Origin of the sequence: Hymenobacter citatus (genome assembly GCF_014333615.1) — a bacterium.
Taxonomy (GTDB): domain Bacteria; phylum Bacteroidota; class Bacteroidia; order Cytophagales; family Hymenobacteraceae; genus Hymenobacter; species Hymenobacter citatus.
The window spans coordinates 46,233-71,221 of the sequence record NZ_JACSCY010000012.1 but is presented as its reverse complement, the minus strand read 5'-3'; the positions used below and the strand labels follow the sequence as shown (position 1 = coordinate 71,221).

Genomic DNA, 24,989 nt, shown 5'->3' with positions numbered 1-24,989 from the left:
TAGTATTAATCTGCTCTCCACCCTCCCCCTACACCAGAAATACCCGAAAAGCAACACTCGCCCGCCCGGTTCTTTTCGTACCTTTGTTTCCCGTTATGCCAGACCGAAACTCCACGTCCGCGGCTCCAACGGCCAAGTATATTTTTGTCACCGGCGGGGTGACATCCTCCCTCGGAAAAGGAATCATTTCCGCGTCGCTTGCCAAGCTGCTGCAAGCGCGGGGCTTCCGGGTCACCATCCAGAAGTTCGACCCTTACATCAACATCGACCCCGGCACGCTGAACCCGTACGAGCACGGCGAGTGTTTCGTGACCGACGACGGCGCCGAAACCGACCTCGACCTGGGCCACTACGAACGGTTCCTGAACACGCCCACCTCCCAGGCCAACAACGTCACCACCGGCCGCATCTACGACCACGTGATTACCAAGGAGCGCGAGGGCGCCTACCTCGGCAAAACCGTGCAGGTGGTGCCCCACATCACCGATGAGATTAAGCGCCGCATGCTGCTGCTGGGCGAAACCGGCCAGTTCGACGTGGTGATTACCGAAATCGGGGGGTCCATTGGCGACATCGAAAGCCTACCCTTCGTGGAGTCGGTGCGGCAGCTGCGGTGGGAACTGCCAGAGAGCAGCTCTCTGGTGATTCACCTGACTTTGCTGCCCTACCTGCGGGCGGCGGGCGAGCTGAAAACCAAGCCTACCCAGCACTCGGTGCGCGATTTGCGCAGCGCCGGCCTGCAACCCGACATCCTGGTGTGCCGCTCCGAGCACCCCATTCCGCCGGAGATGCGCCGCAAGATTGCGCTGTTCTGCAACGTCAACATCAACTCCGTTATCGAAAGCCTCGACGCCGACACCATCTACTCGGTGCCGCTCCTGATGCTGAAGGAGCACCTGGATGAGCGCGTGATCAAGAAACTGCGCCTGAACGGTGGCACGCACCCTGATCTGGAAGGCTGGAAGGACTTTCTGGGTCGCCTGAAAAACCCGACTGAGGAAGTGACCATCGCGCTGGTAGGCAAGTACGTGGAGCTGCCCGACGCCTACAAGTCCATTAACGAAGCTTTTGTGCACGCCGGCGCGCAGAACGAGTGCAAAGTACACCTACGCAGTATCCAGTCGGAGCACATTACGGCCGAGAACGTGGCCCAGCTGCTGCACGGTGTGGATGGCGTGCTGGTGGCGCCGGGCTTTGGCGAGCGGGGTTTTGAGGGCAAGATTGCCGCCGTGAAGTACGTGCGCGAGAACAAGATTCCGTTTTTCGGGATTTGCCTGGGGATGCAGGTAGCGGTGGTAGAATTTGCGCGCCACGTGCTGCAATTGGAAGGCGCCAACTCCACGGAGATGGACCCGATGTCGCCGAACCCTGTGATTTCGATGATGGAAGCGCAAAAGGCCATTACCCAGAAAGGCGGCACCATGCGCCTGGGCGCCTACGATTGCGAGTTGCGTCGCAACTCCAAGGCCGCCAAAGCCTACGGCCGCAACCACATCAGCGAGCGGCACCGCCACCGCTACGAGTTCAACAACGACTACCTCCAACAGTTCGAAAACGGCGGCATGGTGGCCTCGGGCACCAACCCCGATACGGGCCTGGTAGAGGTAGTGGAAATCCCAAACCACCCGTGGTTTGTGGCTGGGCAGTTTCACCCGGAGCTGAAAAGCACCGTGCAGAATCCGCACCCACTGTTCGTGCGCTTCGTGAAAGCCGCTATCCAGCGGCATAAGAACGAACTGTAGGGAAGAACGTCATGCTGAGCCCGTCGAAGTATCTCGCGTGCTGATGGTATATACCGTCTGTCGTCAGCACGCGAGATGCTTCGACGGGCTCAGCATGACGTTCTCCCCTACCCTCTTTCCCTGCCAAAACTACCGAGCTAGGAAAAATCGCCTGACAACCACGACCTTTGTAGGGGTCGCGCCAGATTTTTGCGGGCGCGACCCCTACTTCTTATTTTTTAGTACCCACCTTTCATGGACAAAAATTCAGCAACGACCGGCCTGTTTATTATGTCGGCTATGCTTCTGGTGTACATGTTTTTCTTCGCTCCCAAAGTGGAGGAAGAAGCGAAAAACGCAACCAAACCAGCCGCCACAGCCGTTGTGCGCGACACGGTCGCTACCGCCACTACCCCCGATTCGGCGATGATGGTGCGTCAGCTGGGCGCTTTTGCCGGCGCGGCCCAGGGCACGGCCCAACAGGTGCAGCTGCAAAACGACAACCTCACGCTGACCTTCACCAGCAAAGGCGGCCTAATTGAAGCGGTGCGCCTGAACAACTACAAGACATTTTTCGGCAAGCCACTTTTCCTGCTGGATGCGCAGAGTGCCAAACTGGACACCCGTTTCCGCACGCTGGACGGCCGCACGGTGCGCTTCTCTGATCTGTATTTTGAGTCGAGCGGACCGCAGCCATTTGCAGCTGATGGCAAAACCGGCCAGCGACTGACGTTTACGGCGCAAGTAGCCGGCGGCAGCATCGAGCAGGTGTATACGCTGCTGCCCGGCAGCTACGAGGTAGGCTACAACCTGCGGATGCAGGGCCTGGACCGTGTGGTGGCGCAGGAGCCGCTCACGCTCACCTTCGTTGACAACGTGCGCCAGAACGAGCAGGACGCCAAGCAGAACCGTAACCACAGCACCATCAACCACTACCTGGCCAAAGACGACCAGGGCGCCCTGGCCGAAGCCAGCGAAAACCCCGAGGAGCAAACCTTCAATGAGCCGGTGAAGTGGGCCGCGCACAAGCACGACTTTTTCGTGGCGGGCCTGATTGCCGACAACAACTTCTCGACCGGCAAATTCAACTCGACGGTTGATCTGAACGATTCCACGTTCATCAAAACGCTCACGTCGTCGCTCACTATTCCGGTAGCCGATGCGCAGAGCGGCAAAGCCGGGATGCGGTTTTTCTTCGGTCCAAACTCGTTTAGCTTGCTGAAGCAGGTGGCGCCCGAGTTTGACCGTAACGTGTACCTGGGCTGGGGCTTGTTCCGGTGGGTGAACCGTTTTGTGATTATCCCCATCTTCCACTTCCTGGAGCAATTCATTGGTTCCTACGGCATTATCATCGCCATCCTGGTACTGATTATCAAGCTGGTGACATGGCCGCTGACCTACAAAACCTACGAGTCGCAGGCGCGCATGAAGGTGCTGAAACCCGAAATCGACGAGATTAAGGAGAAGTACCCCGACGACCAGGTGAAGCAGCAGCAGGAAACGATGAAGCTGTACCAGACCTTCGGCGTGAGTCCGTTGAGTGGCTGCGTGCCTACCCTGCTCACCATCCCGATTCTGTTTGCCATGTTCCAGTTCTTCCCCAACGCCATCGAGCTGCGGCAACAGAGCTTCTTGTGGGCCAAGGACTTGAGTAGCTACGACGTGTTCATCAAGCTGCCGTTCTACGTGAAATGGTACGGCGACCACGTGAGCCTGTTTACCCTGCTCATGACGGCCTCTACCCTACTCATGACCTGGCAGAGCCAGCAGATGAACACGGCCATGCAGGGCCCCATGAAGTTCTACAGCTACCTGATGCCGCTGGTGTTCATGTTTGTGCTGAACAGCTTCGCGGCGGGCCTCACATGGTATTACTTCGTGTCGAACATGGTTACGTTTGCCCAGCAGGCCATCACGCGCAGCTTCGTGGACGACACGAAGATCCGGGCGAAGCTGGAGGCCAACCAGGTGAAAAACAAAGACAAGAAGCCCAGCGGTTTCCAGGCCCGTTTGGCCGAAGCCATGAAAGCTACCCAGGAGCGCGAGGCAGCCGCCAAGCGCCAGGCTGGCAAGAAATAAGGCTGATTCTGTACTTACACGAAAAGACCCGCGCCTACCCGGCGCGGGTCTTTTTTTTGCGTATGCTACGTTTGGGCATTGTAGTTGGGCCTGGTTTTTGGCCTACTCTTTCTTTCCATTCTCCTACTCCTTATGCGCTTCTCTTTGCTATTTGCTTTCGCTGTTTGCGGTAGTCTATCGGCGTGCACCACTAGCGCTCAGCAACCTACCACGTCGCAGCCACCTGCCCCTACCCAAGGAAATATGCCCGTGCAGTACGACCCCGCGCAGGACCCGGCCATGAACCCGCCGCAGACTCCGCAGAAACGTCAGCCTGTGGTGAAACCTGCCGCGAAGGATGCGCCCGTAATGGTCTTCCGCAAAACGCGCTGCTTTGGTACCTGCCCCGCCTATAATGCCACCGTGTACGCCGATGGCCGCGTGGCCTACGAGGGCCTCGACTTTGTGCCGCTCAAAGGCAAGCATGAACTACGCCTACCCGTTACGGTTATCGACCAAACGCTAAAAAAGGCCAATATCCTGGATTTCAGCCAGCTGCAAAGCCACTACCTCTCTGGTGTCAGCGACTTGCCCTCCACCTACCTCACCCTCACCCTAGCTGACGGTACGCAGAAGACTGTGCAAGCCGAACTGACCAACAACACGCCCGCAGAACTGAAAGAACTGCTTACCTACCTCACCGAGCAATTCAGTAAAATAACGGCCAGCGAGACGCGGTAATCCTTTAGAAACTGTTGAGGTTACTGGAAGGAACGGTGTGGAGACGCATAGTTGCGTCTCATCGTCGAACAATTTCGGCCACGCGGCATGGACGACGAGACGCAAGTATGCGTCTCTACACTGTTCAATAAGCAATAAGCTGTCCTCTCGACCGACGAGAAAATGGCTCCTACCCTACCCTACCCTACCCTACCCTACCCTACCCTACCCTACCCTACCCTACCCGCCAGCGGGCTAGGTCCTCAGCAGAGTCTACGTCGTGGAGGGTAGGGAGCAGCGCCGTGCGCAGGTTCAGATGCTGGGCGTCGGTGAGGGTATCGGCCAGCACGGTAGGAGTACTCCAGTTCTTGTTTTCAAACAGCGCCGGTTGCGGTTGACGCAGGCCGAGCAGGTAGTAACCGCCATCATCGGCGGGGCCGAGTACTACGTCGTGAGTGGTGAGCAGCTGGAAAGCATTGGTAAGATGCGTGGCGGTCAGGCCGGGGCAGTCGGTGCCGATGATGGCGACGCGGGCAGCGCCGGCGGCAAAGGCGGCGGCGAAGGCGTGGGCCATGCGCGCGCCCAGCGAGTTGGCGGCGGGCTGCACCTGCCAGGGTAGGCCGGGCCACTCGGGCAGTGCGTTGGTGGGAGCTGGCGTCAAGGTAGGCGCTTCGGCTAGCCACACGGTGGCGGGTACCTGGACCTGAGCTACAGCCTGCGCTGTGTGGGCCAGCAGCTCCCGGTACACTTGCAGCGCCGCTTCTGCCCCGATACCCGCTGCCAATCGGGTCTTCACGCGGCCCAGCACCGGCTCGCGGGCAAAGATCAGCAGGTGAGCGGGTGCGTTTCTATCGGTTATCATGCTTTGATCTAATGCGGTACAAATCAGGTGAACCGTCGCCTACCGGTCGGACGCCTGCGGCGTCCGACCGGTTGCCGTTGCTGATGGCTGCACCGCGTGGGGTAGGTAGAGACAGACATCAGCACGAAGCTCGTTCAACCTCAGCATACGGCAACCGGTCGGACGCCTGCGGCGTCGGACCGGCAGGCGACGGCTATAATTTGCTTTTGCGGATAAAAAACCGATAAAAGCGCACCAGATTCGCTTGCGATACACCCAGCCAGTAAAGCACCGCAATGCTGGTAAACAGCCCTTGCAGGCGGTATACACCGTTGTCGAGGTACTTGCGGGCGGAGGTAGTAACGGTGCGCGGCACCACTCGGAACAGGCCCTGGGTCTTCAGCCGCACAATGATTTCTTGGTCTTCCATCACCTGCAAGTCTTCCCGAAAGCCGCCAATCTGCCCGAACAGCGCCTTTGACACAAACAAACTCTGGTCGCCGAAGCGCACCACCGTCCATGGAAAGCGCGTGAACCAGGCGTTGGCGCGCAGAAACCAGTGTGGGTGGTCGAAGGCGAGGCGGTAGCAGCCGCTGCGGTAGCCCAGGGCCAGCGCCTGCCGGATGTCGGTGAGGAAGCCCGCGGGCGGGTAGGTATCGGCGTGCAGAAAGTACAGCACCTGGCCGGTGGCTACCTGGGCGCCGTGGTTCATCTGGGCCGCCCTACCCTTGCGCGGGCACACCACCACCCGCGCCCCGGCCGCTTGCGCCAGCGCCGCCGTAGCGTCCGAACTTTGCCCATCGGCTACCAGTATTTCCACGTCTTCCCCCACCGTAGCGGCACGCAGGTAACGCACCAGGTCGGCAATGGAATCGGCTTCGTTGAAGGTAGGAATGATGATGCTGACGGACGGAGCCGTAGCGCTTGCTGAATTGCTAGACGACGGCATCAGCAACTAACAGCCGCAGGAAGTGCCCACTGCATCGGCACCGGAAGTAGTCGACGGTGCCGGGCCGCACGGGAACAAACCAAAATGCCGGTCTTTGTTGCCCACTACGTTGAAATACGGGGCGTAGCGCGTCTGGCTGAGCATGTCGGCGGTGTTGCCGCACACCAGCATGGGCCGGCCGGTTTCGAAGTAATGGTGGTCGTCGAGGGTGAAGCCGTGGGGCTCGTCGGGTAGGGAGCCTAGATAGGTAGCCGCCTGGCCGTAGTCCTCGCACTGGTCTTCCAGGTCGAGCTTGAAGGCCCGCACCGTGAGCGAGTAGAACTTGATGTTGCCTACTTTCTGCTCAATTTCCGCATTCTCAATCGTCAGGCGGCGTCGCTCAGTGAGGCGGTAGTCGCGGATGCCCAGCTCGTGCAGCAGGCGCCGAAAGTCCTGCTCGTAGAGCGCCCCGCTCAGGCACTCGCCGTATAATACAGGGTCCTGGCGCAAGGCTTCGGGCACGCGCCGATCGGCAAACACATCCGAGATAAACAGCTCGCCGCCCGGCTTCAACACCCGGAAAATTTCGCGGTAGGTGGCGGCCTTGTCGGTGCTCAGGTTCAGCACGCAGTTGCTCACCACCACATCCACGCTGCTGTCGGCTATATCGGCAGTGCGCAGGTCTTCGATGTAGCCCTTGCGGAACTCCACGTTGGGCCGCTCGTACCCAAACCGCTCGGTGTGCGCCGCCACGTGCCGCCGGGCCACGGCCAGCTGCTCGTCGGTCATGTCTACCCCAATCACGTGGCCGTTTTCGCCTACTAGCTTCGAGAGCAGGAAAGCGTCGCGGCCGCTGCCGCTACCCAGGTCCAGTACGGTGCAACCCGCCACGGCCGGGGGCACGCACACGCCGCAGCCGTAATATTTATCCAGCACCTCGGGTTCCAGGGTAGCCAGAATCTGACGGTGCGCCGCTGGAATATCGGTGGTGCAGCAGGCGTTGGTTTTCAGGTCCTGATTAGTCGTCAGCTGCGTGCCGTAGTAGTCGCGCACTTGGGCTTGCGTGGTCGTTTCCATTCTCTCTATACTATCAGGTTGAAGCTATACCGTGGCGCCGCCGCAGCTGGAGCCCGCGCCGGCCGTGCAGCCGTAGCAGTGCTGGTTGATTACCACGACCCGACTTTCCAAGACTTCTTGGTTGAAGTCCTGAATGTGGCGCGGGGCCGAGGCTTCTACCAGCAAATCGAGTTGTTGGTTGAAGTCGCAGTCGTAGAGCTGGCCGTCCCAGCCTACGGAGAGCGTGCTGCGGCACATCACGTTGGCGGCGGCGGCGGGGTTGTAGGCCGTCACCAGTTTTTCCATATACAGCTCATACTTACCGCTTTCCAGCAAAAATTCCAGAAAGCGGTTGATGGGCAGGTTGGTGATAGTGAGCAGATTGTTGAACACAATCCCAAAATCCTGAATCAGCTGGCGCTTGTAGTCTACCTCCAGTGCCGCCTGCGGACCGGGCAGCGAGGCGCCGCCAGGATTGAATACCAGATCCAGCACCAGCCCCGTATCGGCCACGCCGTAGCCCACGGCGTTCAGCATCTGCAACGCCCGGATGGAGCGCTCAAACACACCCTCGCCGCGCTGCTTGTCGGTGTTGGCGGCCGTGTAGCATGGCAGCGACGACACCACCCGCACCCGGTGCCGGGCAAAGAACTCGGGCAGGTCGTGGTACTTCTTGTTAGCCACGATGATGGTGAGGTTGCAGCGCACAATCACGTTGCGCCCTAGGGCCGAAATCTGTTCCACGAACCACCGAAAATCCGGATTCATCTCCGGCGCGCCGCCCGTGAGGTCCACCACCGGAATATCGGTCTGCGCCAGCGCGTCGAGGCATTGCTGCATGGTAGCGCGGGTCATGATTTCGGTGCGGTCGGGGCCGGCGTCTACGTGGCAGTGGTGGCAGGTTTGGTTGCACATTTTACCCACGTTGATCTGCATCACCGTGAGGCCCGTGGGGCGCAGGGGTAGCAGGCCCGTTTCGCGCAGCTTGGCCGCAAACGGCGGCAAATGGCTGCCAGCAGCTTCCGCGTGGGTAAGCACGTTCAGCTGGTAGCGCAGGTCGGCGAGCGGGTGTTGCTGGGTATGGAGGGACTTCATAGCGGACGGGGTAGGGATACGGGAAAGGTAGGCGAAAGGGAATTACTGAATAGCACTAGTAAGAACGTCATGCTGAGCCTGTCGAAGCATCTCGCGTGCTGATGTTGAAATAGTAATCGGACGTCAGCACGCGAGATGCTTCGACAGGCTCAGCATGACGTTCTTATTCAATCAATACGAACGCTCTACTCCTTCCGAACGCGCTCCAGGGTGAGCTGGTTCATGGGATTTGGCCGCAGGCCGCGCACGTTGTTCTGCGTCAGGCGCACTACCTCATCGTAATAAAGCGGTACCACGGGCGCGTCGGCCATCATCAGGCGGTCCATCTGGCGGTAGAGGTTGTAGCGCTTTTCGGTGTTCTGTTCGCGGTTGGCCTGCTGGTATAGCTGGTCGTAGGTGGCGCTTTTGTAGTGCGTTTTGTTGGGGCCGGCCGGCGCGAAGTTGGGGCTGTAGAACAGGGCCAGGTAGTTTTCGGCGTCGGGGTAGTCGCCCAGCCAGCTTTTGGTGAAGAAGGCGGCGCGGCCGTTATCCACTAGCTCTTGGTGGGCGGCGGCTTGGTTCACGTCGATTTGCACCTGTGCCCCTACCTCGGCCCATTTCTTCTGCATGTACTCGCAGATTTCCTTGCGCTCCTGCACCGTGCTCAGGCGCAGCCGCAGCGGCCTACCCGAACCAAAACCCGCTTCTCGCAGCAACGCCCGCGCCTTCTGAGGTTGGTAGTCGTAGCCCGGCACCAGGGTAGCGCTGTACGAGGGCAGTGACGACGGCACAAAGCCCGACACGCCCGGCACGCCCACGTTGTTGAGGAAATACGCCACCATTTCGGGCTTATTGAGGGCGTAGCTCAGGGCCTGGCGCACGCGCCGGTCGCGCAGGGCGGGCGTGTCGTCGTCGGTGGGCAGGTTTTTGGGGTCGAGCTGAAAGCCGAGGTATTCGGTGTTGAGGTAGGGCACTTTTTCTACCCTGAATTTATTGCGAAACTCCTCGCGCACGGTGCCATCGGGGTGCATAATCAGGTCGCGCGAGCCTTCCCGAATACCCGACAGGAAATCCAACTTGCCCTGCTGAAACGTCAGGAACTCGGTTTTGCGGTCAGTGATGAAGCTGATCTGTACCGCGTCGAGGTAGGGCAGCGCGTGGCCCTGGGCGTCGCGGCGCCAGTAGCTCGGGTTGCGGTGGTAGATGATGGCGTTGCTTTCGTCCCACACCTTGAACCGAAACGGCCCCGTGCCCACCGGATGCTCCCGGAAGTCCTTGCCGTAGCGTTGCACCGCCTCGCGCGGCACCACGTAGGCGTAGGGCATCGTTAGGATGCCCAAAAACGGGATAAACGGCTCCTTCAAATAGATGCGCAGAGTGGAGTCGTTGGCAGCTACAAAGGCCGTGTCGCTGATTTCGCCCTGGCTATTTTCCAGCACTTTTCCCCGAAAAATCCACCCGCCGGGGCTGGCCGTGGCGGGGTCGAACAGGCGCCGGAAGCTATACACGAAGTCCTGCGCCGTGACGGCCCTACCCTTGCCACCGGCAAACACCTCCGAGTCGTGGAAGTGCACGCCGGGACGCAGCGTGAAAGTGTAGGTTTTGCCATCGGGCGAAATCTGGTAACGGCGCGCCAGGGCCGGGCCGGGCTTTAGGCTGTCGTCCAGCTCCAGCAGGCCGTTGTAGAGCTGCGTCACGGCCCAAATATTTGCCTGCTTGTTGGCAAAGGCCGGGTCCAGCGAGGTCAGCGCCTCGGGCTGGTTATAGCGAAACACGCGCCGGTCGTCGGTGGGCTGCGCCGGGCCGCCGCAGCTGCTTAGCAACCCCGCGCAGACAAAGGAAAAACCGGCCAAACGACGCAAAAACGAACTCATGAGAAAGGCGAAACAGTGTATCTTTGTGCTAAACTAAGCTGTTCGCGGTTATTAGTTATCAGTTGTCAACCAAATAAGGCTGTCATCCTGAGCGTAGTGAAGGACCTTTTCACGCTGGAACGAGTCGTCGATACGATGGTCGTTCGACTGGCAGAAGGTCCCTCGTAAGCGCAGCATGACCACCATACACAACTGCAATCTGGTAACCCGCAACTGCCACACCTGCATTGCTCTAACATGAAACTGACCTACTTCGGCCACGCGTGCTTCCTTCTTGAAACTGGTGGCCAGAAAGTGCTTTTTGATCCGTTCATCCGCCCCAACCCGTTAGCCAAGGACGTAGAGGTAGAAAAGATCGAGGCCGACTACATCCTGCTCAGTCACGGCCACGGCGACCATGTGGCCGACGTGGAGGAAATCGGCAACCGCACCGGCGCCGAGCTGGTAGCCATTGCTGAAATAGCGGGCTGGTTCGGCCAGAAAGGCCTGAAGGCCGCTTACCCCATGAACATTGGCGGCAAGGTGAGCCTACCCTTCGGCACCGTGAAAATGGTGGCCGCCGCCCATTCCAGCTCTCTCCCCGACGGCACCTACGGCGGCATAGCGGCAGGTTTTGTGGTGGAAGCCGAAGGCAAAACCTTCTACTTTGCTGGCGATACGGCCCTCACCTACGACATGAAAATACTGGGTGAGCAGTACCAATTGGACTTTGCCATCCTGCCCATCGGCGACAACTACACCATGGGCATCGACGATGCGCTGGTTGCGGCCAACTGGGTAGGCGCCACCAAGCTCATCGGCATGCACTACGACACCTTCCCGGCCATCAAAATCGACCAGGAAGCCGCCAAAACCAAAGCGCAGCAAGCCGGCAAAGAGCTGACGCTGCTGCAAATCGGCGAAACGATTGACCTGTAAAAGAAGCTGTTGGCTGTTAGCCACATCCTTCTTGACAGCGTGAGTATATTTTATAGAAAAGCTAACAGCTAATAGCTAACAGCCAACAGCTTTAAAACACATGGGCAAAATCATTGCGGTAGCCAACCAGAAGGGCGGCGTAGGCAAAACCACCTCGGCCATTAACCTGGCAGCCAGCCTGGCGGCGCTGGAATACCGGACGCTGCTGGTCGATGCCGATCCGCAGGCCAATGCCACGTCTGGGGTAGGCTTCGACCCCAAGGATATCGAGAACAGCGTGTACGAGTGCATGGTAGACGGGGTGAGTGCCGAGGAAACCATTCTGCAAACCAACATCCTCCCCCACCTCGACCTGATGCCCTCCCACATCGACCTGGTAGGGGCTGAGGTAGAGATGATCAACCTTCCCAACCGGGAGGAGAAGATGAAGGATGCGCTGCGCCCCCTGGCCGATCAGTACGACTTCATTATCATCGACTGCTCGCCCTCGCTGGGCCTGATTACGGTGAATGCCCTCACGGCCGCACACTCGGTTATCATTCCGGTGCAGTGCGAATATTTCGCCTTAGAAGGCTTGGGCAAGCTGCTGAACACGGTGAAAATCATTCAGGGCCGCCTGAACGAGACGCTGGAAATCGAGGGCATCCTGCTCACGATGTACGACGTGCGCCTGCGCCTCTCCAACCAAGTGGTAGAGGAAGTGAAGCTGCATTTCCAGCAGCTGGTATTCGATACGATTATCCCGCGCAACGTGAAGCTGTCGGAGTCACCGAGCTTTGGCATTCCGGTCATTCTGCACGACGCCGAGAGCAAAGGCAGCATCAGCTACCTGAACCTGGCCCGCGAAATTGTGGAGAAAAACGTGGAGGCAGCAGCCCCCGAAGCCGAGCAAGAAGAAGCCAGCGACGAAGCGGCGTAGAACAAGTACAGGTGTCATCCTGAGCACAGCGAAGGACCTTCTCACGCAAGAACGAGTCGTTGATACGCCTGTTGTTCTTGCGTGAGAAGGTCCTTCGCTGTGCTCAGGATGACAGGCGTTTTTAGTCAGTAGTAACCTTCGGCTACCCTACCCAACGAAAATTTCCCGGCCTTCCCGGCGGTTTGTGTATTTTTGAATCCGGCTTATATCCATTGGATAAATAAGAGCCGCTCGCAGGTATGTCAGAGAAAAACGAAGAAAAAAATATTCCGTCGCTACCCAAGCGCAAAGTAGGCGGCCTGGGCCGTGGCCTGAACGCACTGATTGAGGGCAGCTACGAAAAGAAGAGCGACCGGGTAGGTTCCACGGGCCTGGTGCCCCACCCCGTCAACTCCGTCGGGCTGATTCCGGTGGGCCACATTGAGGCCAACCCCTACCAGCCCCGCACGCACTTCGACCAGACTGCTTTGCAGGAACTGGCGGAGTCTATCAAGATTCAGGGCATCATTCAGCCCGTGACGGTGCGCCAGATGGGCACCAACTCCTACCAGCTGATTTCGGGGGAACGACGTTTGCAAGCTTCGCGGCTGGCGGGTCTGGAGACCATTCCGGCCTACATCCGCAAGGCCGACGACCAGCAGATGCTGGAAATGGCGCTCATTGAGAACATCCAACGCGAGAACCTCAACGCCATCGAAATTGCTCTCAGCTACCAGCGCCTCGTAAGTGAGTGTAACCTGAAGCAGGAAGAGCTAGGCGACCGGGTAGGCAAAAACCGCTCGACGGTCACGAACTATCTACGCCTGCTCAAGCTACCACCTGATATTCAAATCGGTCTGCGCGACAATGTGATTTCCATGGGCCACGCCCGGGCACTGGTGAATATTGACAGCGTAGAGCAGCAACTGGCGTTGTTTCACCGCATCGTGGATGAGGAGCTGTCGGTGCGTAAGGTAGAGCAGCTGGTGCGCAACGGCCTCACGCCGCCCACCAAGGCTGATGCACCTTCTGCGGAACCTGCCGAGCCACAAGTGCCCGTAGCCGAACTACGCCGCACCGAGCGCCACCTCTCCGACCGGTTTGGGAGCCGCGTGCAGGTGAAACCCGGTCCGCAGGGCCGGGGCGAAATCAAAATTGCTTTTGATTCGGTGGAGGACATGCAGCGCATTCTGCACATTTTGCAGCCAGCATAGAGTAGGTAGCCGGTAGTATAGGTATACTACCGGCAAGCCGGGCATCGTTGGACGCTATATAGTTTCTAGCTGCTTCAATGCTCCTCTTTTCACTATCTCTATGGCTGCCTTATCTCGTTGCTGTTCGCTGCTATTCTTATTGCTGGCGTTCTTTGTCACTACCCATCATGCCCAGGCTCAGATAGCCGTTACGGCCGGGCCAGACTCGTCGCAGGTGGCGGAGCCCCGGCAGGAAACTGCCGCCGACTCGGCCCGCAAAACCGAAATTCTGTTTGGCCGCCGCGTGACGCGTCCCACCAAAGCGGCATTTTTTGCCATTATCCCAGGTGGCGGGCAGTTTTATAACAAGAAGTACTGGAAGGTGCCGTTGGCGGTAGGACTGATTGGGGGGACGGTAGCGATGGAAGTGTATTCACAGACGCAATTTCACCGCTATGTGCAACAGAAAGAGTTCTTTGCAAAAAGGAATATCACCGGTAATACGCGTCTTACCGATGCACAATTTGAAGAGTCTCCCGGCTCTCGTGCCCCTGCACTAGTGAATGGTAGAACGCCAAATTACACGGAGCGCAGCGTTATTATATTTCGCCGCTACCGTGACCAGTTTATTGCCTACTCAGCTGTTGCCTACGGCCTTACCGTGCTCGACGCTTTGGTAGATGCCCACCTGAAAGACTTTGATATCAGCGACGACCTGAGTTTGAACGTTGAGCCTACTATGTTGCGCACGCCGATGGTAGCGGCGGCGCCGGGCATGTCGCTTACCTTTTCGCTTACCTCTACCCGCTCTTTCCCTCGAAAATGAAGTTGCTTCTTATTGGCTACGGCAAAATGGGCCAGGCCATTGCGGCCCAGGCCACGGCCCGCGGCCACCAGATTGCCGGCATTGTAGACCCTACCCATCCGGGGGTGCAGATTACCGATTTCACCCCCGAAACTGCCGACGTTGCTATTGAATTCACCCACCCCGACGCGGCCTTTGGCAACGTGCGGGCGTGCTTGCAGCAGGGTATTCCGGTGGTGTGCGGCTCTACGGGCTGGCTGCACCATTTCCAGGAAGCACAGGCACTGAGCCAGCAGACCGGCACGCCGCTGTTTTACGCTTCCAACTACAGCGTAGGCGTGAACCTGTTCTTCCACTTTAATGAGTACATCGCGGCCAAAATGCACCAGTTTGGCGGCTACGATGTGCAAGTACGCGAGATTCATCACACGCAGAAGGTAGACCAGCCCAGCGGCACGGCCCTCACAGCTGCCGAAGGCATCCTGCGCCACTTCCCGGCCAAAACCACGTGGCGCAACGAGCCGACCAACGCGCCCGATGAGCTGGCGGTAGTGTCAGAGCGCACAGGCGCGGTGGTGGGTACGCACATTGTGACCTATAGCTCCGCAGCCGATGATATCGAGCTGAAACACGAGGCCCACACCCGCGACGGATTTGTGCAGGGCGCACTGCTGGCCGCAGAGTGGCTGCCGGGCCGCCAGGGGGTATTTGGCATGAAGGACTTGCTAGGGTTGTAGCCTTATGAGGTAGAGACACAGTGGGTTGTGCCTCGTCGTTGCTGACTTCACTCAACCTGTGCGGTTCCAGTTGTTCAACGACGAGACATAATACGTTGTGTCTCTACCCCTTACCAGCAGCTAGCTCGTACGTTACTAGGTTACTAATTAAAATTTACCCGTTCTTTGGGTAATGAGCCGGAAGTTACTTCGGTGTTATTCTGCATCTCCGCCTTTCGTATTATGGCCGTACAATCCTGGGAAGACCGCCTCAAGGCGCAACAAGCCAAACCGAAACCGCCCCAACACAAAAAAGCCAAGAGCGTGTGGCGCGAGTGGGGCGACGCAATTCTGTTTGCCGTAGTGGCTGCCACACTCATTCGCTGGGCCACGTTTGAAGCGTACACTATCCCTACCCCCTCTATGGAGCATTCCTTGCTGGTAGGCGACTATCTATTTGTGAGTAAGCTCCATTATGGTCCGCGCACCCCTCAAACGCCCTTGCAGGTGCCGCTCACACACCAAACCATCTGGGGAACCGGCATTAAAAGCTACTCCGATGCCATTCAACTGCCATCCTACCGCTTGCCGGGCTTTTCAGAAGTGAAGCGCAACGATGTGGTGGTGTTTAATGTGCCGTTTGAAAGCCAGTTTCCGGCTGATTTGCGCACCAACTACATCAAGCGTTGCATCGGCACGCCCGGCGACGTGCTGGAAATCAAGGAAGGGCAGGTGTATATTAATGGGCAGCCCATCAAGACGCCCACAGAGTCGCAGACCACTTACGACATGGAAACAACTGCGCCCGTGCGCGACAAGTTTTTTCAGGAGCAGAGTGTGCTGGACTATCAGATCGACGGCAGCGGCATGGCCGGTGGCAATGGTATCCCCTACCCCAGCGGCCAGACGCAAGGCGGCAACTATGTGTACCAGAGCCTGCACATGACCAATTCGGCCGCTAGCTACTTCCGCCAGCAGCCCTATGTGAAGAGTGTGGCCCCCACCAAAGCTGCGCCCGGTGTAGCCAATCCTACCCTGTTTCCCAACCGCGTCGACTATCCTTCACTGACTATGACCAGCGCTACTGAGCGCCCCTGGAATGTGGACAACTACGGCCCTCTGCCTATTCCGAAGGAGGGCCAGACCGTTACTCTAACGCCAGAAAACGCGGGCATCTACTACAAAATAGTAGCCCGCTATGAGCACAACGAAGGCATTACGTGGCAAAACGGCATGATTTACCAAAACGGCAAGCCACTTACCAGCTACACCATCAAGCAGAACTACTACTTCATGATGGGTGACAACCGCCACAACTCCGAGGACTCGCGCTTCTGGGGTTTCGTACCCGAAGACCACATCGTGGGCAAGGCCGTGCTCATCTGGATGTCGGTAGACCCCTACGCCGATTTCTTCCACAAAATCCGCTGGAACCGTCTGTTTAACCTGATCACGGATTAGAGCGGATGTGACGGATTAGTCGGATTTTGTAGTCGATTCTACTAGAACCTATTACGAGATCTGAAAACCAAAAGAGCTTGCCATCTGGCAAGCTCTTTTGGTTTGAATCGACTACAAAATCCGACTAATCCGTCACATCCGCTCTAATCCGTGAGCTACCAGTTAATCGGCTGTTTGCCATGCTGCTCTAGGTAGGCGTTGGTTTTGCTGAAGGGGCGCGAGCCGAAAAAGCCCCGGTCGGCGGCGTAGGGCGAGGGGTGAGCGGCCTTTAGCACTAGGTGCTTTTTTGCGTCGATGATTTCGCCTTTTTTCTGGGCATAGACGCCCCACAGGATGAATACGACGTGCTCTTTCTGCTCCGATATTTTCTGAATAACGGCATCTGTGAACTGCTCCCAGCCTTTCTTCTGGTGGGAGCCGGGCGTGCTGGCCCGCACCGTAAGGGTAGCATTCAGCAGCAATACGCCTTGCTCGGCCCACCGGTCGAGGTTGCCATCGGGGGCGGGAGCGGTACCGGGAATGTCGTCGTACAGCTCTTTGAAAATGTTTTGCAGAGAAGGCGGCGTGCGAACCCCATGCGCCACCGAAAAGGACAAGCCGTGGGCCTGCCCCTTACCGTGGTAGGGGTCCTGACCCAGAATTACCACCTTTAGTTTATCAAAAGGGCAGGCCTGAAACGCATGAAAAATTTGCGGCCCGGGCGGGTACACAGCCGTGGTGGCGTACTCGCCACGCAAGAAGGTAGTCAGGTGCTGAAAATAAGTTTTGTCAAATTCTTCGTGCAACACCTTGCGCCAACTCTCATCTATCTTTACATTCATACGGAAATAGTTTATTTGCGAAGTAGGGAAGCCTTAGACGATGCTAACTGCGTAGATAAACCAAATTCCGCAGACTAGCGTTAGTCCTATTCTACACAGCATAGCAGCAGCCATGAATACTACCACTACGCAGGGAGTAACGGTGAGTGTTACGACCAACTACCTCCCCGATTATTCGAGCCCGAGCCAGGAACACTACGTGTTTGCCTATAAAATCGATATTCGCAACAATAGCGAGTACACCGTGAAGCTGCTACGTCGTCACTGGCACATCTACGATGCCAATGGTGTGGTGCGCGAAGTGGAAGGCGACGGCGTGGTGGGCCAGCAACCCGTGCTGGAACCCGGCGAAGCACATCAATATGTATCGGGCTGCAACCTGAAAACGGGCCTAGGCAAAATGTGTGGTACCTACCAGATGGAGCGCCTAGCCGACGGCCGCGAGTTCACCGTTGATATTCCCGAATTTACCCTCATCGTGCCGTTCCGGCTGAATTAGGTTGAATGGTTAAATGGCTGGCTGATTAAATGGTTGTCGTTCTGAATCTGCCGAACGACAACCATTTAATCAGCCAGCCATTTAACCATTCAACCATTTATCCATGTACCCCTTGCTTCACCAAGCACTCAGTTACTTACGATTTTTGGCCCGCTCGGGGAATGCACATGGGTTGCATTCCCCGTTTGTTTTTGGGCTGTACAACGACGTCATTCAGCACACGGGCGCCTACCAAGCCTTTGCGGCCATTGAGGAGCGCCGGCAGTATTTGCTTGACAGCAACATTAGCATTACGGTTACGGACTTGGGGGCCGGCTCGCACACGGGCGCGGGCCGGCAGCGCCGCCTGCGCGACGTGGCTCGTACGGCCGCCAAACCGCCCGCACTGGCGCAGCTGCTATTCCGGCTGGTGAACTGGCAGCAGCCGCGCACAGTGCTGGAGTTGGGCACGTCGCTGGGGCTGACTACCGCCTACCTGGCCGCGGCCGATTCTCGGGCCCATGTCGTCACGTTTGAGGGGTGCCCTGAAACGGCCCGCGTGGCCCGCGAAACGTTTGCGGCGCTGCACCTGCCTAACGTAGAGCTGGTAACGGGCAACCTTGACGCGACCCTCGCCCCTACCCTCCGGCAGCTACAAGCTCCCCTCGACTTCGCCTTTTTCGACGGCAACCACCGCTACGAGCCTACCCTGCGCTACTTCGAACAATGCCTGGCCCACCGCACCAACGACAGCCTATTCGTGCTCGACGATATTCATTGGTCAGTGGAGATGGAGCGCGCCTGGGCGGCGGTGCAACAGCACCCGGCCGTGTCGCTCACTGTTGATTTGTTTTACGTGGGCCTCGTGTTTTTCCGACCCAATCAGCCCAAGCAGCATTTCACGCTGCGTTTTGACCACCCGGTAGATCGGCTACTGGAGCGGGTAGGGCGGTTGTCGGCGTGAGATGGTGAGTGGAGAAATGGTGAAGTTGTGAGTTTGTGAGTAGTGAAATGGTGAGTAAACTACGGCTGTCATCCTGAGCTTGCGAAGGACCTTCTGCCAGTTGAACGAGTCGTTGGTACGCTTGACGAGTCGTTGGTACGCTTGTCGTTCTGATGTGAGAAGGTCCTTCGCAAGCTCAGGATGACAGCCGTAGTTTACTCACCATTTCACTACTCACCATTTCACCATCTCACCACTCCTAATACCCATACTTCTCCCCCCACTGCTGACGCAGCCGCTCGCGGATTTTGTGCTCGGCGGGGTTGTCGCCGGGGTGGTAGAAGGTGGTACCGGCGAGCTGCTCGGGGAGGAACTCTTGCGGCACGAAGTTGCCGGGGTAGTCGTGCGAATATTGGTATTCCTGACCGTAGCCGAGCTGCTTCATGAGCTTGGTAGGCGCGTTGCGCAGCGGAATGGGCACCGGCTGCACGCCCTGCTGGCGCACTAGGGCCCGCGCTTCGCGGATGGCCTTGTACGAGGTATTGCTCTTGGGCGAGGTAGCGAGGTACACCACCGTCTGGCCCAGAATAATGTCCGATTCGGGTAGGCCAATGACCGTGACGGCCTGGAAGCAGCTTTGGGCCAGTAGCAAGGCGTTGGGGTTGGCGTTGCCCACATCTTCGGAAGCCAGAATGAGCAGACGGCGGGCAATGAATTTCACGTCCTCACCGCCTTCCAGCATCACGGCCAGGTAGTAAAGCGCCGCGTTGGGGTCGGAGCCGCGGATGCTTTTGATGAAGGCCGAAATCACGTCGTAGTGCATCTCGCCGCCTTTGTCGTAGCGGGCGAGGTGCTGCTGGGCCAGCTCCTGCACCACGGCATCGGTAATGACGATTTCGCCGGTAACGGGCGCGGGCGAGGCGGCCTGCACCACAATTTCGAGCAGGTTAAGCAGCTTGCGCGCGTCGCCGCCCGAGATGGTGAGCAGGGCGTTATATTCCTCTACCCGTACTTTCTTGCGCTTCAGCACCTCATCCTCGGCCAATGCAGTGTCCACCAAACCAATGAGCACGTCTTTGTCCAAAGCCTCCAGGGTGTAGACCTGCGCCCGGCTCAGTAGGGCCGGAATCACCTCAAACGACGGATTTTCGGTGGTGGCGCCAATCAGCGTGACGGTGCCGTGCTCCACCGCGCCCAGCAGCGCATCCTGCTGGGCCTTGCTGAAACGGTGAATCTCATCAATAAACAACAGCGTGCCCGGCTGGCGCTTGGCGCGCTCAATCACGTCGCGCACGTCCTTCACCCCCGCATTAATGGCCGACAGCGCCGCAAACGGCCTCCCCAGCTCCTGGGCCAATAGGTGGGCCAGGGTGGTTTTGCCCACGCCGGGCGGCCCCCACAAGATCAGGGAGGGTAGGCGGCCGGCGTTGAGGTAGCGCCGTAGTACGCCCTCCGGCCCAATGAGATGCTGCTGCCCAGCATACTCGGCCAGCGTGCGCGGGCGGCGGCGCTCCGGCAGGGGGGCATCGGGCGTGGCGGGGGTAGGGCGGGAAGGCGTTTCGTCGTCGAAGAGGGAACCAGTAGACATGGTGCAAAGGTACGGAGGCTGCGTACCTTTGCCGGCCATGAAAAACCCCGTTTTGCTGCACGCCGCTCTATTTCTGGTTGCGCTGATTTATGCCGCCAACTACAGCCTATCGAAAGATGTGATGCCGGTGTACGCCGGGCCGTTTGGGCTGGTGGTGCTGCGCACGCTGGGCGCGGCGCTGTTTTTCGGGATACTGAGCCGTATTGTCAGCAAAGACCGCATCACGGGCCGCGCCGACAACGTGCGCGCCATTCTCAGCGGCATTATTGGCATCGGAGCCAATCAGCTACTATTCTTCGGGGGCCTCAACCTGACCACGCCAATCAACGCCTCGCTGGTGCAAACTGTGTCGCCGATTGTGGTAGTGCTGGCCTCGGCGGTGCTGCTGGGCGAGAAAATCCGGCCGATGCGCGTGGTGGGTATTTTGGTGGCTGGCATTGGCGCGGCGCTGATTGTGCTGGGGCGCGAGGTGCCCGGCGTGGCCCACGCCACCAATCCGGTGCTGGGCAATATTCTGATCTTGTGCAATGCCTCGGCCTTTGGCGTGTACCTGGTGATTGTGATGCCGCTCATGCGCAAGTACAACCCCTTCACGGTACTGGCTCGCATCTTTCTAGTAGGAGCGTTGGCGGCCCTACCCTTCGGTTGGCGGCAGGCCCTGGCCATCGACTTTGCCAACCTGCCGGTGGTTATCTGGGCTGAGATTCTGTATATGGTGGTGTTCCTCACCATCGTGGCCTACCTGCTCAACAACTGGGCCTTGAAGTACGCCTCCCCTACCCTCACCGGCGTGTACCTCTACCTGCAACCCGTGCTGGCCGTGCTCATTGCTGTGGCCCTGGGCAAAGACACCTTCACGGTGGAAAAGGCGTTGCAAGCCTCCCTGATTTTTGTGGGCGTGTTCCTGGTAAGTAAGAAACCGAAAGCAACGCCCGTGCCCCTCACACCCACCGCGGAGTAAAAAACACTCTATGCTAATGTTGCCTTAACGGAAAAAACTGAGGACTTGCTGCTTACTACTCAAAGTAAGCCCTGATTATTGATAGAAGCAGCGCCACGATGCAGCCTACTCCTCCGGCTGCCTACCCTTGGCAAACCGATAAACCAGCAGCATCCCGGCCACTGCCTGCACCGATAATCCTGCCAGTATCAGCCAGCTAGATACCTGCACGTGCTGTATTTTCAGTAGCGCCCCCAGCAAAACCAGGGCAATGCCCACAGCAAAAAACGAAAACAGACGGGGATACGAAGGCAATTGTTCCATTGCGCAGGGGTAAGCGGGTTAGTTGGGTAGGGTGCGCTGAAAATGCAGTTGCAGAATGGTAGCCAGCTTTTCCTGCGTGAGCGGCTTGCTGACCAGTCCCGCAATGGGCAGGTCGTTGAGGCGGGCCAGGTCGCTGGCATCCATGGTGGTGGTGAGCATAATTACCACGGTAGCGTGGCGCTGGGTAGCCGGCAGCTGCACATAAGTTTCCAAGAACTCGATACCATTCATGCCCGGCATGTTCACGTCCAGCAAAATCAGGTTGGGGCCGTGCGACTCGTCGGGCCATTGCAGCAGTTGCAAGGCCTCTGTGCCGCTTTCGGCCACCAACAGGCGGTCAGTTATTTCCAGCTTCTTGAAAAGCAGCTCATTCAAAAAGTTATTGGTAGTATCGTCGTCCACGAGCAAAACGCTGGCGAGCTTCTCCATAGTTAGTGAAAAGGGTACCCCACGGAGCACAATGAGCCGGTGGTTAGCCGGGTAAGTAGACTGTAAAGGTAGTACCTACGTTGGGCTGGCTCTCTACGGTAATCGTACCGCCCGCGTTTTCCACAATTTTCTTCACCATATAGAGCCCTACCCCCGAGCCCTCTACGTGGGAGTGAAGGCGCCGAAACATCCGGAACAGCTGTTCTTGCTGCGCTGGGGTTAGGCCCAGGCCGTTGTCTCGCACGGTTAATACTACCTCCTCGGCTTTGCGCTCACACCGAAGGTGCACCGTAGCTGGCCGGTCATAGGCGCGGTACTTCACGGCGTTGCTGAGCAGGTTGTACAGGATACTGCGCAGGTTTTTGGCCGAGAAATGCACGGTAGCGCAGGCATCCACATCGGCCGTGAAGGTGGTGTTGGCAGCGGCCAGCCAGGGCTGCAAGTCGAGGTGCACAGCCTTCACCAACGCTGGCAGGTTTACCAGCTCGGCGGAGGCTTCGTTGGGCTGAAGCTGCGACACATCGGTGAGGTGCACTAGCGTTTGCTGGAAGCGACTAACAGCGCCGTCCATCATCTCCAGAAGCTGCGGCACCAGATTGGCGTGCAGCGCTTCGGCGGGCAGCTGCTCGCGCAGGGCTATCAGCAGGCCTTCGAGGTTGGCAATGGGGGCTTTCAGATCGTGCGAGGCCGTGTACACGAACGTATCCAGATCGGTATTGATGCGGGCCAGGCGCTGGTTGGTCTGGCCCAGCGTTTTGTTGGCCAGTTGCAGCTCGGTGTTCAGCTCCTGCACCTGCTGGCGGGCCAGCACCTGCTCGGTTACCTCTACGCCTACTGCTACCAGACCCGTGATGTGCCGCTGGGCATTGTAAAGCGGTTGAAAAACGAAATTGAGATAACTCGTCAGTGCCTCGCCACTCTGCTGACGGGCCAGCTGCACGGGCGCTTCCGTCATAAAATAAGGCTTTCCTGTGCGCAGCACGCCGGCCAGAATTTCCTCAAACCCCTGTCCGGCGGCTTCGGGCATGGCCTCAAAGTAGGGCCGCCCTACCACCTCTGCTGGCGAGCGGCCCCAGATGTCGCCTACCGCAGAGTTGGCCAGCTCTACCCGTAGCTCCGCACCGCGCAAAATGGCAATAGCCATTGGGGCCTGCTCAAAAATACGCTGCAACTCAGCCTGCTGTGCGTCGCGCTGCTGACGAGCCAGCACCTGGCTGGTTACATCGTACGCAAACACAGAAATACCTACAATCTGGCCGGCCTCGTAATATGCTTGGTAAGTGAAATTGAAATAAGTCGTCTGGATTTCCTGGCTTTCCAGATCCTCAATGCTCAAGGGCACGGCATGCCCGAAGAAGGTTTCGCCCGTTTGATACACTCGGTCCAGCAACTCCACAAAACCCTGGGCTACGGCTTCGGGCTGCGTTTCGGCAACGGTACGGCCATGCATATTTCGGCCTGGGAAGAACTCCTGATAAGCCGAATTGAGGTATTCAAACCGATGCTCAGGCCCGCGCAACACACAGATAACTGCTGGGGTTTGCTCAAAGATCTGGTATATATTTTCTCGCTCCCGTGCTTGTTGCTGGGCCGCAGCCAGCATCTCAGCCTGTAGCGTATCCACTTGCCGGCGAGCCAGCACCCGGTCCGTAACGTCCAGGATAAAAGCCAGCACGCCCTGTACGCGCTGCTGCGCGTCGAAAAGAGGCTGGTAGATGAAATCAATATAGCGCTGCTCTGGCTGGCTGGAGGTAGGGGCCTGGAGCAAAACAGTCATTTCGGTGCCCGCAAAAGGCTTGCCCGTAGCAAATACGTTATCCAGCAGGTTGATGAAGCCCTGCTTTGCTACCTCTGGCAATACTTGGGCCACTGGCAGCCCTATTTGGGCTCTACCTGCCGAAAGCTCCCGGTACTGGTCGTTGAAGAAGGAATAGCGGTGCTCTGGCCCACTGAGGGTAGCAATTGCAGCGGGCACCTGTCCCATAATCTGTTGCAGCAAACTTTGCTGCACTTGTAGCTGCTCGCGCTGGTGCTCGGTTTCGCGCAGGGCGGCCTGTGCCTCTTGTGTACGCTGGGCCACGCGGGTCTCCAACTCCTCATTGAGTAGCTGTAGTGCCTGCTGCGTGTGGTCCAGCGCGGTATTGGCATTCAGGTATTCCTCGTTGGTAGCCTGCAACTCCTCGTTTAGCTCCTGCACCTTCTGCCGGGCCAGCACTTGCTCTGTCACGTCAATAGCAATGTCGATGACCCCTATTACTTCATTACCAGCATCATAAAGTGGTTGATATACAAAGTTGAAATAGCGCGTTTCCATCCGGCCGTTCTGCAACAAATCGGCCCCTACCTCTGTGCCTACAAATGGCACTTGCGTGTCGGCTACTTGCTGAATCACCTCTGCAAAACCCTGCCCCTGCAACTCCGGCACACCCACCAGCAGGGGTTTTCCTACCACTTCCTCTGCCGCATAGCCCCACACGCCACACATTAGCTTATTGGCGGCCAACACAGTGCAGTCTTCTCCCTGAAACACCCCAATGGCTACGGGCGCCTGCATCAGCGTGGCCTGCAACAGGTTTCGCTCCACTTCCAGGGCCGCGTAGGCTTGCTGCTCGTGGGCCTGGCTCACGCGCAGCGCCTCTTCCACGGCCGTGCGCGGGTGCTCGTTGGTATCGGTGAAGCTAACGACCAGCAGCTCGCCGTGACGCTGGGCCACCAGGTGGAAGTAGCCATCGAGCCCATCGTACTGGTACAATACCTGATGTCGCTCTACACTACCCGAGCGAAACGCCGCGCAGTAAAAGTCGAATAAGCCGGTAGGCCGCGCATTAGGGTACAGCGTCAGAAAGGTCTCGGCGGGCTGCGCGGGCAGCTGCAGCAGCTGCTGGGCGGCGGGGTTCAGATGTTCGTAAGCCAGGTCCTGTATAATTTCACCATCGGCTACCACAAGGGGCCGAAACAGGATAACGCCCGTTAGAGAAACATTTAACAGCACCTCTAACAGGCCTTCCGGCTCAGAAACAGACAGCGTTGATGAAACCGGATAGGCAGCCATACAAAATCTAGCAAATAGGCGAAAACTATCCCAAGGTACGTCATTATAGGTACGGGAAGGACAGATACAATTGAGGGGCTTTTTATACCCGCCGGCACATACGCTGGCTAGTTTGCTTGAGCACTAAAAAGCCCCGGCGTGCGCAACGGCG

General features: G+C 58.2%; 22 protein-coding genes. 12 read left to right on the top strand and 10 right to left on the bottom strand.

The window, feature by feature from the left end:
* Nucleotides 1-95 precede the first annotated feature (95 nt).
* From pyrG to H8B15_RS14685, 3 genes are all read left to right on the top strand, one after another.
* Nucleotides 96-1,742 carry a CTP synthase gene (gene pyrG / locus H8B15_RS14695; protein ID WP_187320430.1) on the top strand — a complete coding sequence of 549 codons (1,647 nt, stop codon included), beginning with the start codon at nt 96-98 and terminating at the stop codon, nt 1,740-1,742.
* Between the two features lie 234 nt (nt 1,743-1,976).
* Entirely contained in the window at nt 1,977-3,800 is a 1,824-nt protein-coding gene (gene yidC / locus H8B15_RS14690) for a membrane protein insertase YidC (protein WP_187320429.1), read from the top strand.
* A gap of 132 nt (nt 3,801-3,932) precedes the next feature.
* On the top strand, nt 3,933-4,520 hold the full coding sequence (locus H8B15_RS14685) for a DUF6438 domain-containing protein (protein WP_187320428.1): 588 nt from the start codon (nt 3,933-3,935) through the stop codon (nt 4,518-4,520).
* Nucleotides 4,521-4,734: 214 nt separating this feature from the next.
* Here H8B15_RS14685 and H8B15_RS14680 read toward each other — a convergent pair whose 3' ends face one another.
* The 5 genes from H8B15_RS14680 to H8B15_RS14660 all read right to left on the bottom strand — a co-directional run bounded on the left by H8B15_RS14680 (nt 4,735) and on the right by H8B15_RS14660 (nt 10,272).
* The gene (locus tag H8B15_RS14680) at nt 4,735-5,361 is read right to left on the bottom strand and encodes a TIGR04282 family arsenosugar biosynthesis glycosyltransferase (RefSeq protein WP_187320427.1); all 627 of its coding nucleotides are present in this window, start codon (nt 5,359-5,361) and stop codon (nt 4,735-4,737) included.
* A gap of 193 nt (nt 5,362-5,554) precedes the next feature.
* Nucleotides 5,555-6,289, bottom strand: a complete 735-nt coding sequence (locus H8B15_RS14675; protein WP_187320426.1) for a TIGR04283 family arsenosugar biosynthesis glycosyltransferase — start codon at nt 6,287-6,289, stop codon at nt 5,555-5,557.
* A 6-nt stretch (nt 6,290-6,295) separates the two neighbouring features.
* Nucleotides 6,296-7,345 (bottom strand): methyltransferase domain-containing protein, encoded by a 1,050-nt coding sequence (locus tag H8B15_RS14670; RefSeq protein WP_187320425.1) that lies wholly within the window; start codon nt 7,343-7,345, stop codon nt 6,296-6,298.
* Nucleotides 7,346-7,369: 24 nt separating this feature from the next.
* Nucleotides 7,370-8,419 carry an arsenosugar biosynthesis radical SAM (seleno)protein ArsS gene (gene arsS, locus H8B15_RS14665; RefSeq protein WP_187320424.1) on the bottom strand — a complete coding sequence of 350 codons (1,050 nt, stop codon included), beginning with the start codon at nt 8,417-8,419 and terminating at the stop codon, nt 7,370-7,372.
* A gap of 185 nt (nt 8,420-8,604) precedes the next feature.
* Entirely contained in the window at nt 8,605-10,272 is a 1,668-nt protein-coding gene (locus tag H8B15_RS14660) for an ABC transporter substrate-binding protein (RefSeq protein WP_187320423.1), read from the bottom strand.
* Between the two features lie 237 nt (nt 10,273-10,509).
* Between H8B15_RS14660 and H8B15_RS14655 the strand changes: the two genes are divergently transcribed.
* From H8B15_RS14655 to lepB, 6 genes are all read left to right on the top strand, one after another.
* Nucleotides 10,510-11,190 carry a metal-dependent hydrolase gene (locus H8B15_RS14655; protein ID WP_187320422.1) on the top strand — a complete coding sequence of 227 codons (681 nt, stop codon included), beginning with the start codon at nt 10,510-10,512 and terminating at the stop codon, nt 11,188-11,190.
* Nucleotides 11,191-11,290: 100 nt separating this feature from the next.
* Nucleotides 11,291-12,109: a ParA family protein gene (locus H8B15_RS14650; protein ID WP_187320421.1), complete on the top strand. Its 819-nt coding sequence runs from the start codon at nt 11,291-11,293 to the stop codon at nt 12,107-12,109.
* A 239-nt stretch (nt 12,110-12,348) separates the two neighbouring features.
* On the top strand, nt 12,349-13,302 hold the full coding sequence (locus H8B15_RS14645) for a ParB/RepB/Spo0J family partition protein (protein ID WP_187320420.1): 954 nt from the start codon (nt 12,349-12,351) through the stop codon (nt 13,300-13,302).
* Between the two features lie 100 nt (nt 13,303-13,402).
* Nucleotides 13,403-14,107 carry a DUF5683 domain-containing protein gene (locus H8B15_RS14640; protein WP_187320419.1) on the top strand — a complete coding sequence of 235 codons (705 nt, stop codon included), beginning with the start codon at nt 13,403-13,405 and terminating at the stop codon, nt 14,105-14,107.
* Entirely contained in the window at nt 14,104-14,823 is a 720-nt protein-coding gene (gene dapB, locus H8B15_RS14635; RefSeq protein WP_187320418.1) for a 4-hydroxy-tetrahydrodipicolinate reductase, read from the top strand. Before H8B15_RS14640 ends, dapB begins: the two co-directional genes overlap by 4 nt.
* A 222-nt stretch (nt 14,824-15,045) precedes the next feature.
* Nucleotides 15,046-16,263, top strand: a complete 1,218-nt coding sequence (gene lepB, locus H8B15_RS14630) for a signal peptidase I (protein ID WP_187320417.1) — start codon at nt 15,046-15,048, stop codon at nt 16,261-16,263.
* A gap of 155 nt (nt 16,264-16,418) precedes the next feature.
* Here the strand turns inward: lepB and H8B15_RS14625 are convergent, their stop codons facing one another.
* Nucleotides 16,419-17,084, bottom strand: coding sequence for a uracil-DNA glycosylase (locus H8B15_RS14625; protein WP_187320416.1), 666 nt, complete (start codon nt 17,082-17,084; stop codon nt 16,419-16,421).
* Nucleotides 17,085-17,196: 112 nt separating this feature from the next.
* On the opposite strand from H8B15_RS14625, the gene apaG reads away from it, so the two are divergent.
* The gene (apaG, locus tag H8B15_RS14620; protein ID WP_187320415.1) at nt 17,197-17,583 is read left to right on the top strand and encodes a Co2+/Mg2+ efflux protein ApaG; all 387 of its coding nucleotides are present in this window, start codon (nt 17,197-17,199) and stop codon (nt 17,581-17,583) included.
* Between the two features lie 172 nt (nt 17,584-17,755).
* A complete protein-coding gene (locus H8B15_RS14615; RefSeq protein WP_343069166.1) occupies nt 17,756-18,526 on the top strand; it encodes an O-methyltransferase in 771 nt (256 codons plus the stop codon).
* Between the two features lie 238 nt (nt 18,527-18,764).
* On the opposite strand, the gene H8B15_RS14610 is transcribed toward H8B15_RS14615, so the two are convergent.
* Complete coding sequence (locus H8B15_RS14610; RefSeq protein ID WP_187320413.1) at nt 18,765-20,093, bottom strand: replication-associated recombination protein A; 1,329 nt, start codon at nt 20,091-20,093, stop codon at nt 18,765-18,767.
* A gap of 37 nt (nt 20,094-20,130) precedes the next feature.
* On the opposite strand from H8B15_RS14610, the gene H8B15_RS14605 reads away from it, so the two are divergent.
* Complete coding sequence (locus H8B15_RS14605; RefSeq protein ID WP_187320412.1) at nt 20,131-21,054, top strand: DMT family transporter; 924 nt, start codon at nt 20,131-20,133, stop codon at nt 21,052-21,054.
* 105 nt (nt 21,055-21,159) lie between these two features.
* Here the strand turns inward: H8B15_RS14605 and H8B15_RS14600 are convergent, their stop codons facing one another.
* From H8B15_RS14600 to H8B15_RS14590, 3 genes are read right to left on the bottom strand one after another with little or no spacing between them, the layout of a single operon-like run.
* A complete protein-coding gene (locus H8B15_RS14600) occupies nt 21,160-21,357 on the bottom strand; it encodes a GldL-related protein (RefSeq protein ID WP_187320411.1) in 198 nt (65 codons plus the stop codon).
* Nucleotides 21,358-21,375: 18 nt separating this feature from the next.
* On the bottom strand, nt 21,376-21,786 hold the full coding sequence (locus H8B15_RS14595) for a response regulator (RefSeq protein ID WP_187320410.1): 411 nt from the start codon (nt 21,784-21,786) through the stop codon (nt 21,376-21,378).
* 43 nt (nt 21,787-21,829) lie between these two features.
* Nucleotides 21,830-24,838 (bottom strand): PAS domain-containing sensor histidine kinase, encoded by a 3,009-nt coding sequence (locus H8B15_RS14590; RefSeq protein WP_187320409.1) that lies wholly within the window; start codon nt 24,836-24,838, stop codon nt 21,830-21,832.
* Nucleotides 24,839-24,989: the final 151 nt, after the last annotated feature.

Coding starts and splice junctions, on each gene's coding strand:
- apaG (WP_187320415.1), top strand. CDS start 17,197: ATGAATACTACCACTACGCAGGGAGTAACGGTGAGTGTTACGACCAAC.
- H8B15_RS14600 (WP_187320411.1), bottom strand. CDS start 21,357: ATGGAACAATTGCCTTCGTATCCCCGTCTGTTTTCGTTTTTTGCTGTG.
- H8B15_RS14595 (WP_187320410.1), bottom strand. CDS start 21,786: ATGGAGAAGCTCGCCAGCGTTTTGCTCGTGGACGACGATACTACCAAT.
- H8B15_RS14660 (WP_187320423.1), bottom strand. CDS start 10,272: ATGAGTTCGTTTTTGCGTCGTTTGGCCGGTTTTTCCTTTGTCTGCGCG.
- H8B15_RS14590 (WP_187320409.1), bottom strand. CDS start 24,838: ATGGCTGCCTATCCGGTTTCATCAACGCTGTCTGTTTCTGAGCCGGAA.
- H8B15_RS14670 (WP_187320425.1), bottom strand. CDS start 7,345: ATGGAAACGACCACGCAAGCCCAAGTGCGCGACTACTACGGCACGCAG.
- H8B15_RS14655 (WP_187320422.1), top strand. CDS start 10,510: ATGAAACTGACCTACTTCGGCCACGCGTGCTTCCTTCTTGAAACTGGT.
- lepB (WP_187320417.1), top strand. CDS start 15,046: ATGGCCGTACAATCCTGGGAAGACCGCCTCAAGGCGCAACAAGCCAAA.
- H8B15_RS14685 (WP_187320428.1), top strand. CDS start 3,933: ATGCGCTTCTCTTTGCTATTTGCTTTCGCTGTTTGCGGTAGTCTATCG.
- H8B15_RS14650 (WP_187320421.1), top strand. CDS start 11,291: ATGGGCAAAATCATTGCGGTAGCCAACCAGAAGGGCGGCGTAGGCAAA.
- H8B15_RS14645 (WP_187320420.1), top strand. CDS start 12,349: ATGTCAGAGAAAAACGAAGAAAAAAATATTCCGTCGCTACCCAAGCGC.
- H8B15_RS14640 (WP_187320419.1), top strand. CDS start 13,403: ATGGCTGCCTTATCTCGTTGCTGTTCGCTGCTATTCTTATTGCTGGCG.
- H8B15_RS14625 (WP_187320416.1), bottom strand. CDS start 17,084: ATGAATGTAAAGATAGATGAGAGTTGGCGCAAGGTGTTGCACGAAGAA.
- H8B15_RS14675 (WP_187320426.1), bottom strand. CDS start 6,289: ATGCCGTCGTCTAGCAATTCAGCAAGCGCTACGGCTCCGTCCGTCAGC.
- yidC (WP_187320429.1), top strand. CDS start 1,977: ATGGACAAAAATTCAGCAACGACCGGCCTGTTTATTATGTCGGCTATG.
- H8B15_RS14605 (WP_187320412.1), top strand. CDS start 20,131: ATGAAAAACCCCGTTTTGCTGCACGCCGCTCTATTTCTGGTTGCGCTG.
- dapB (WP_187320418.1), top strand. CDS start 14,104: ATGAAGTTGCTTCTTATTGGCTACGGCAAAATGGGCCAGGCCATTGCG.
- H8B15_RS14680 (WP_187320427.1), bottom strand. CDS start 5,361: ATGATAACCGATAGAAACGCACCCGCTCACCTGCTGATCTTTGCCCGC.
- arsS (WP_187320424.1), bottom strand. CDS start 8,419: ATGAAGTCCCTCCATACCCAGCAACACCCGCTCGCCGACCTGCGCTAC.
- H8B15_RS14610 (WP_187320413.1), bottom strand. CDS start 20,093: ATGTCTACTGGTTCCCTCTTCGACGACGAAACGCCTTCCCGCCCTACC.
- pyrG (WP_187320430.1), top strand. CDS start 96: ATGCCAGACCGAAACTCCACGTCCGCGGCTCCAACGGCCAAGTATATT.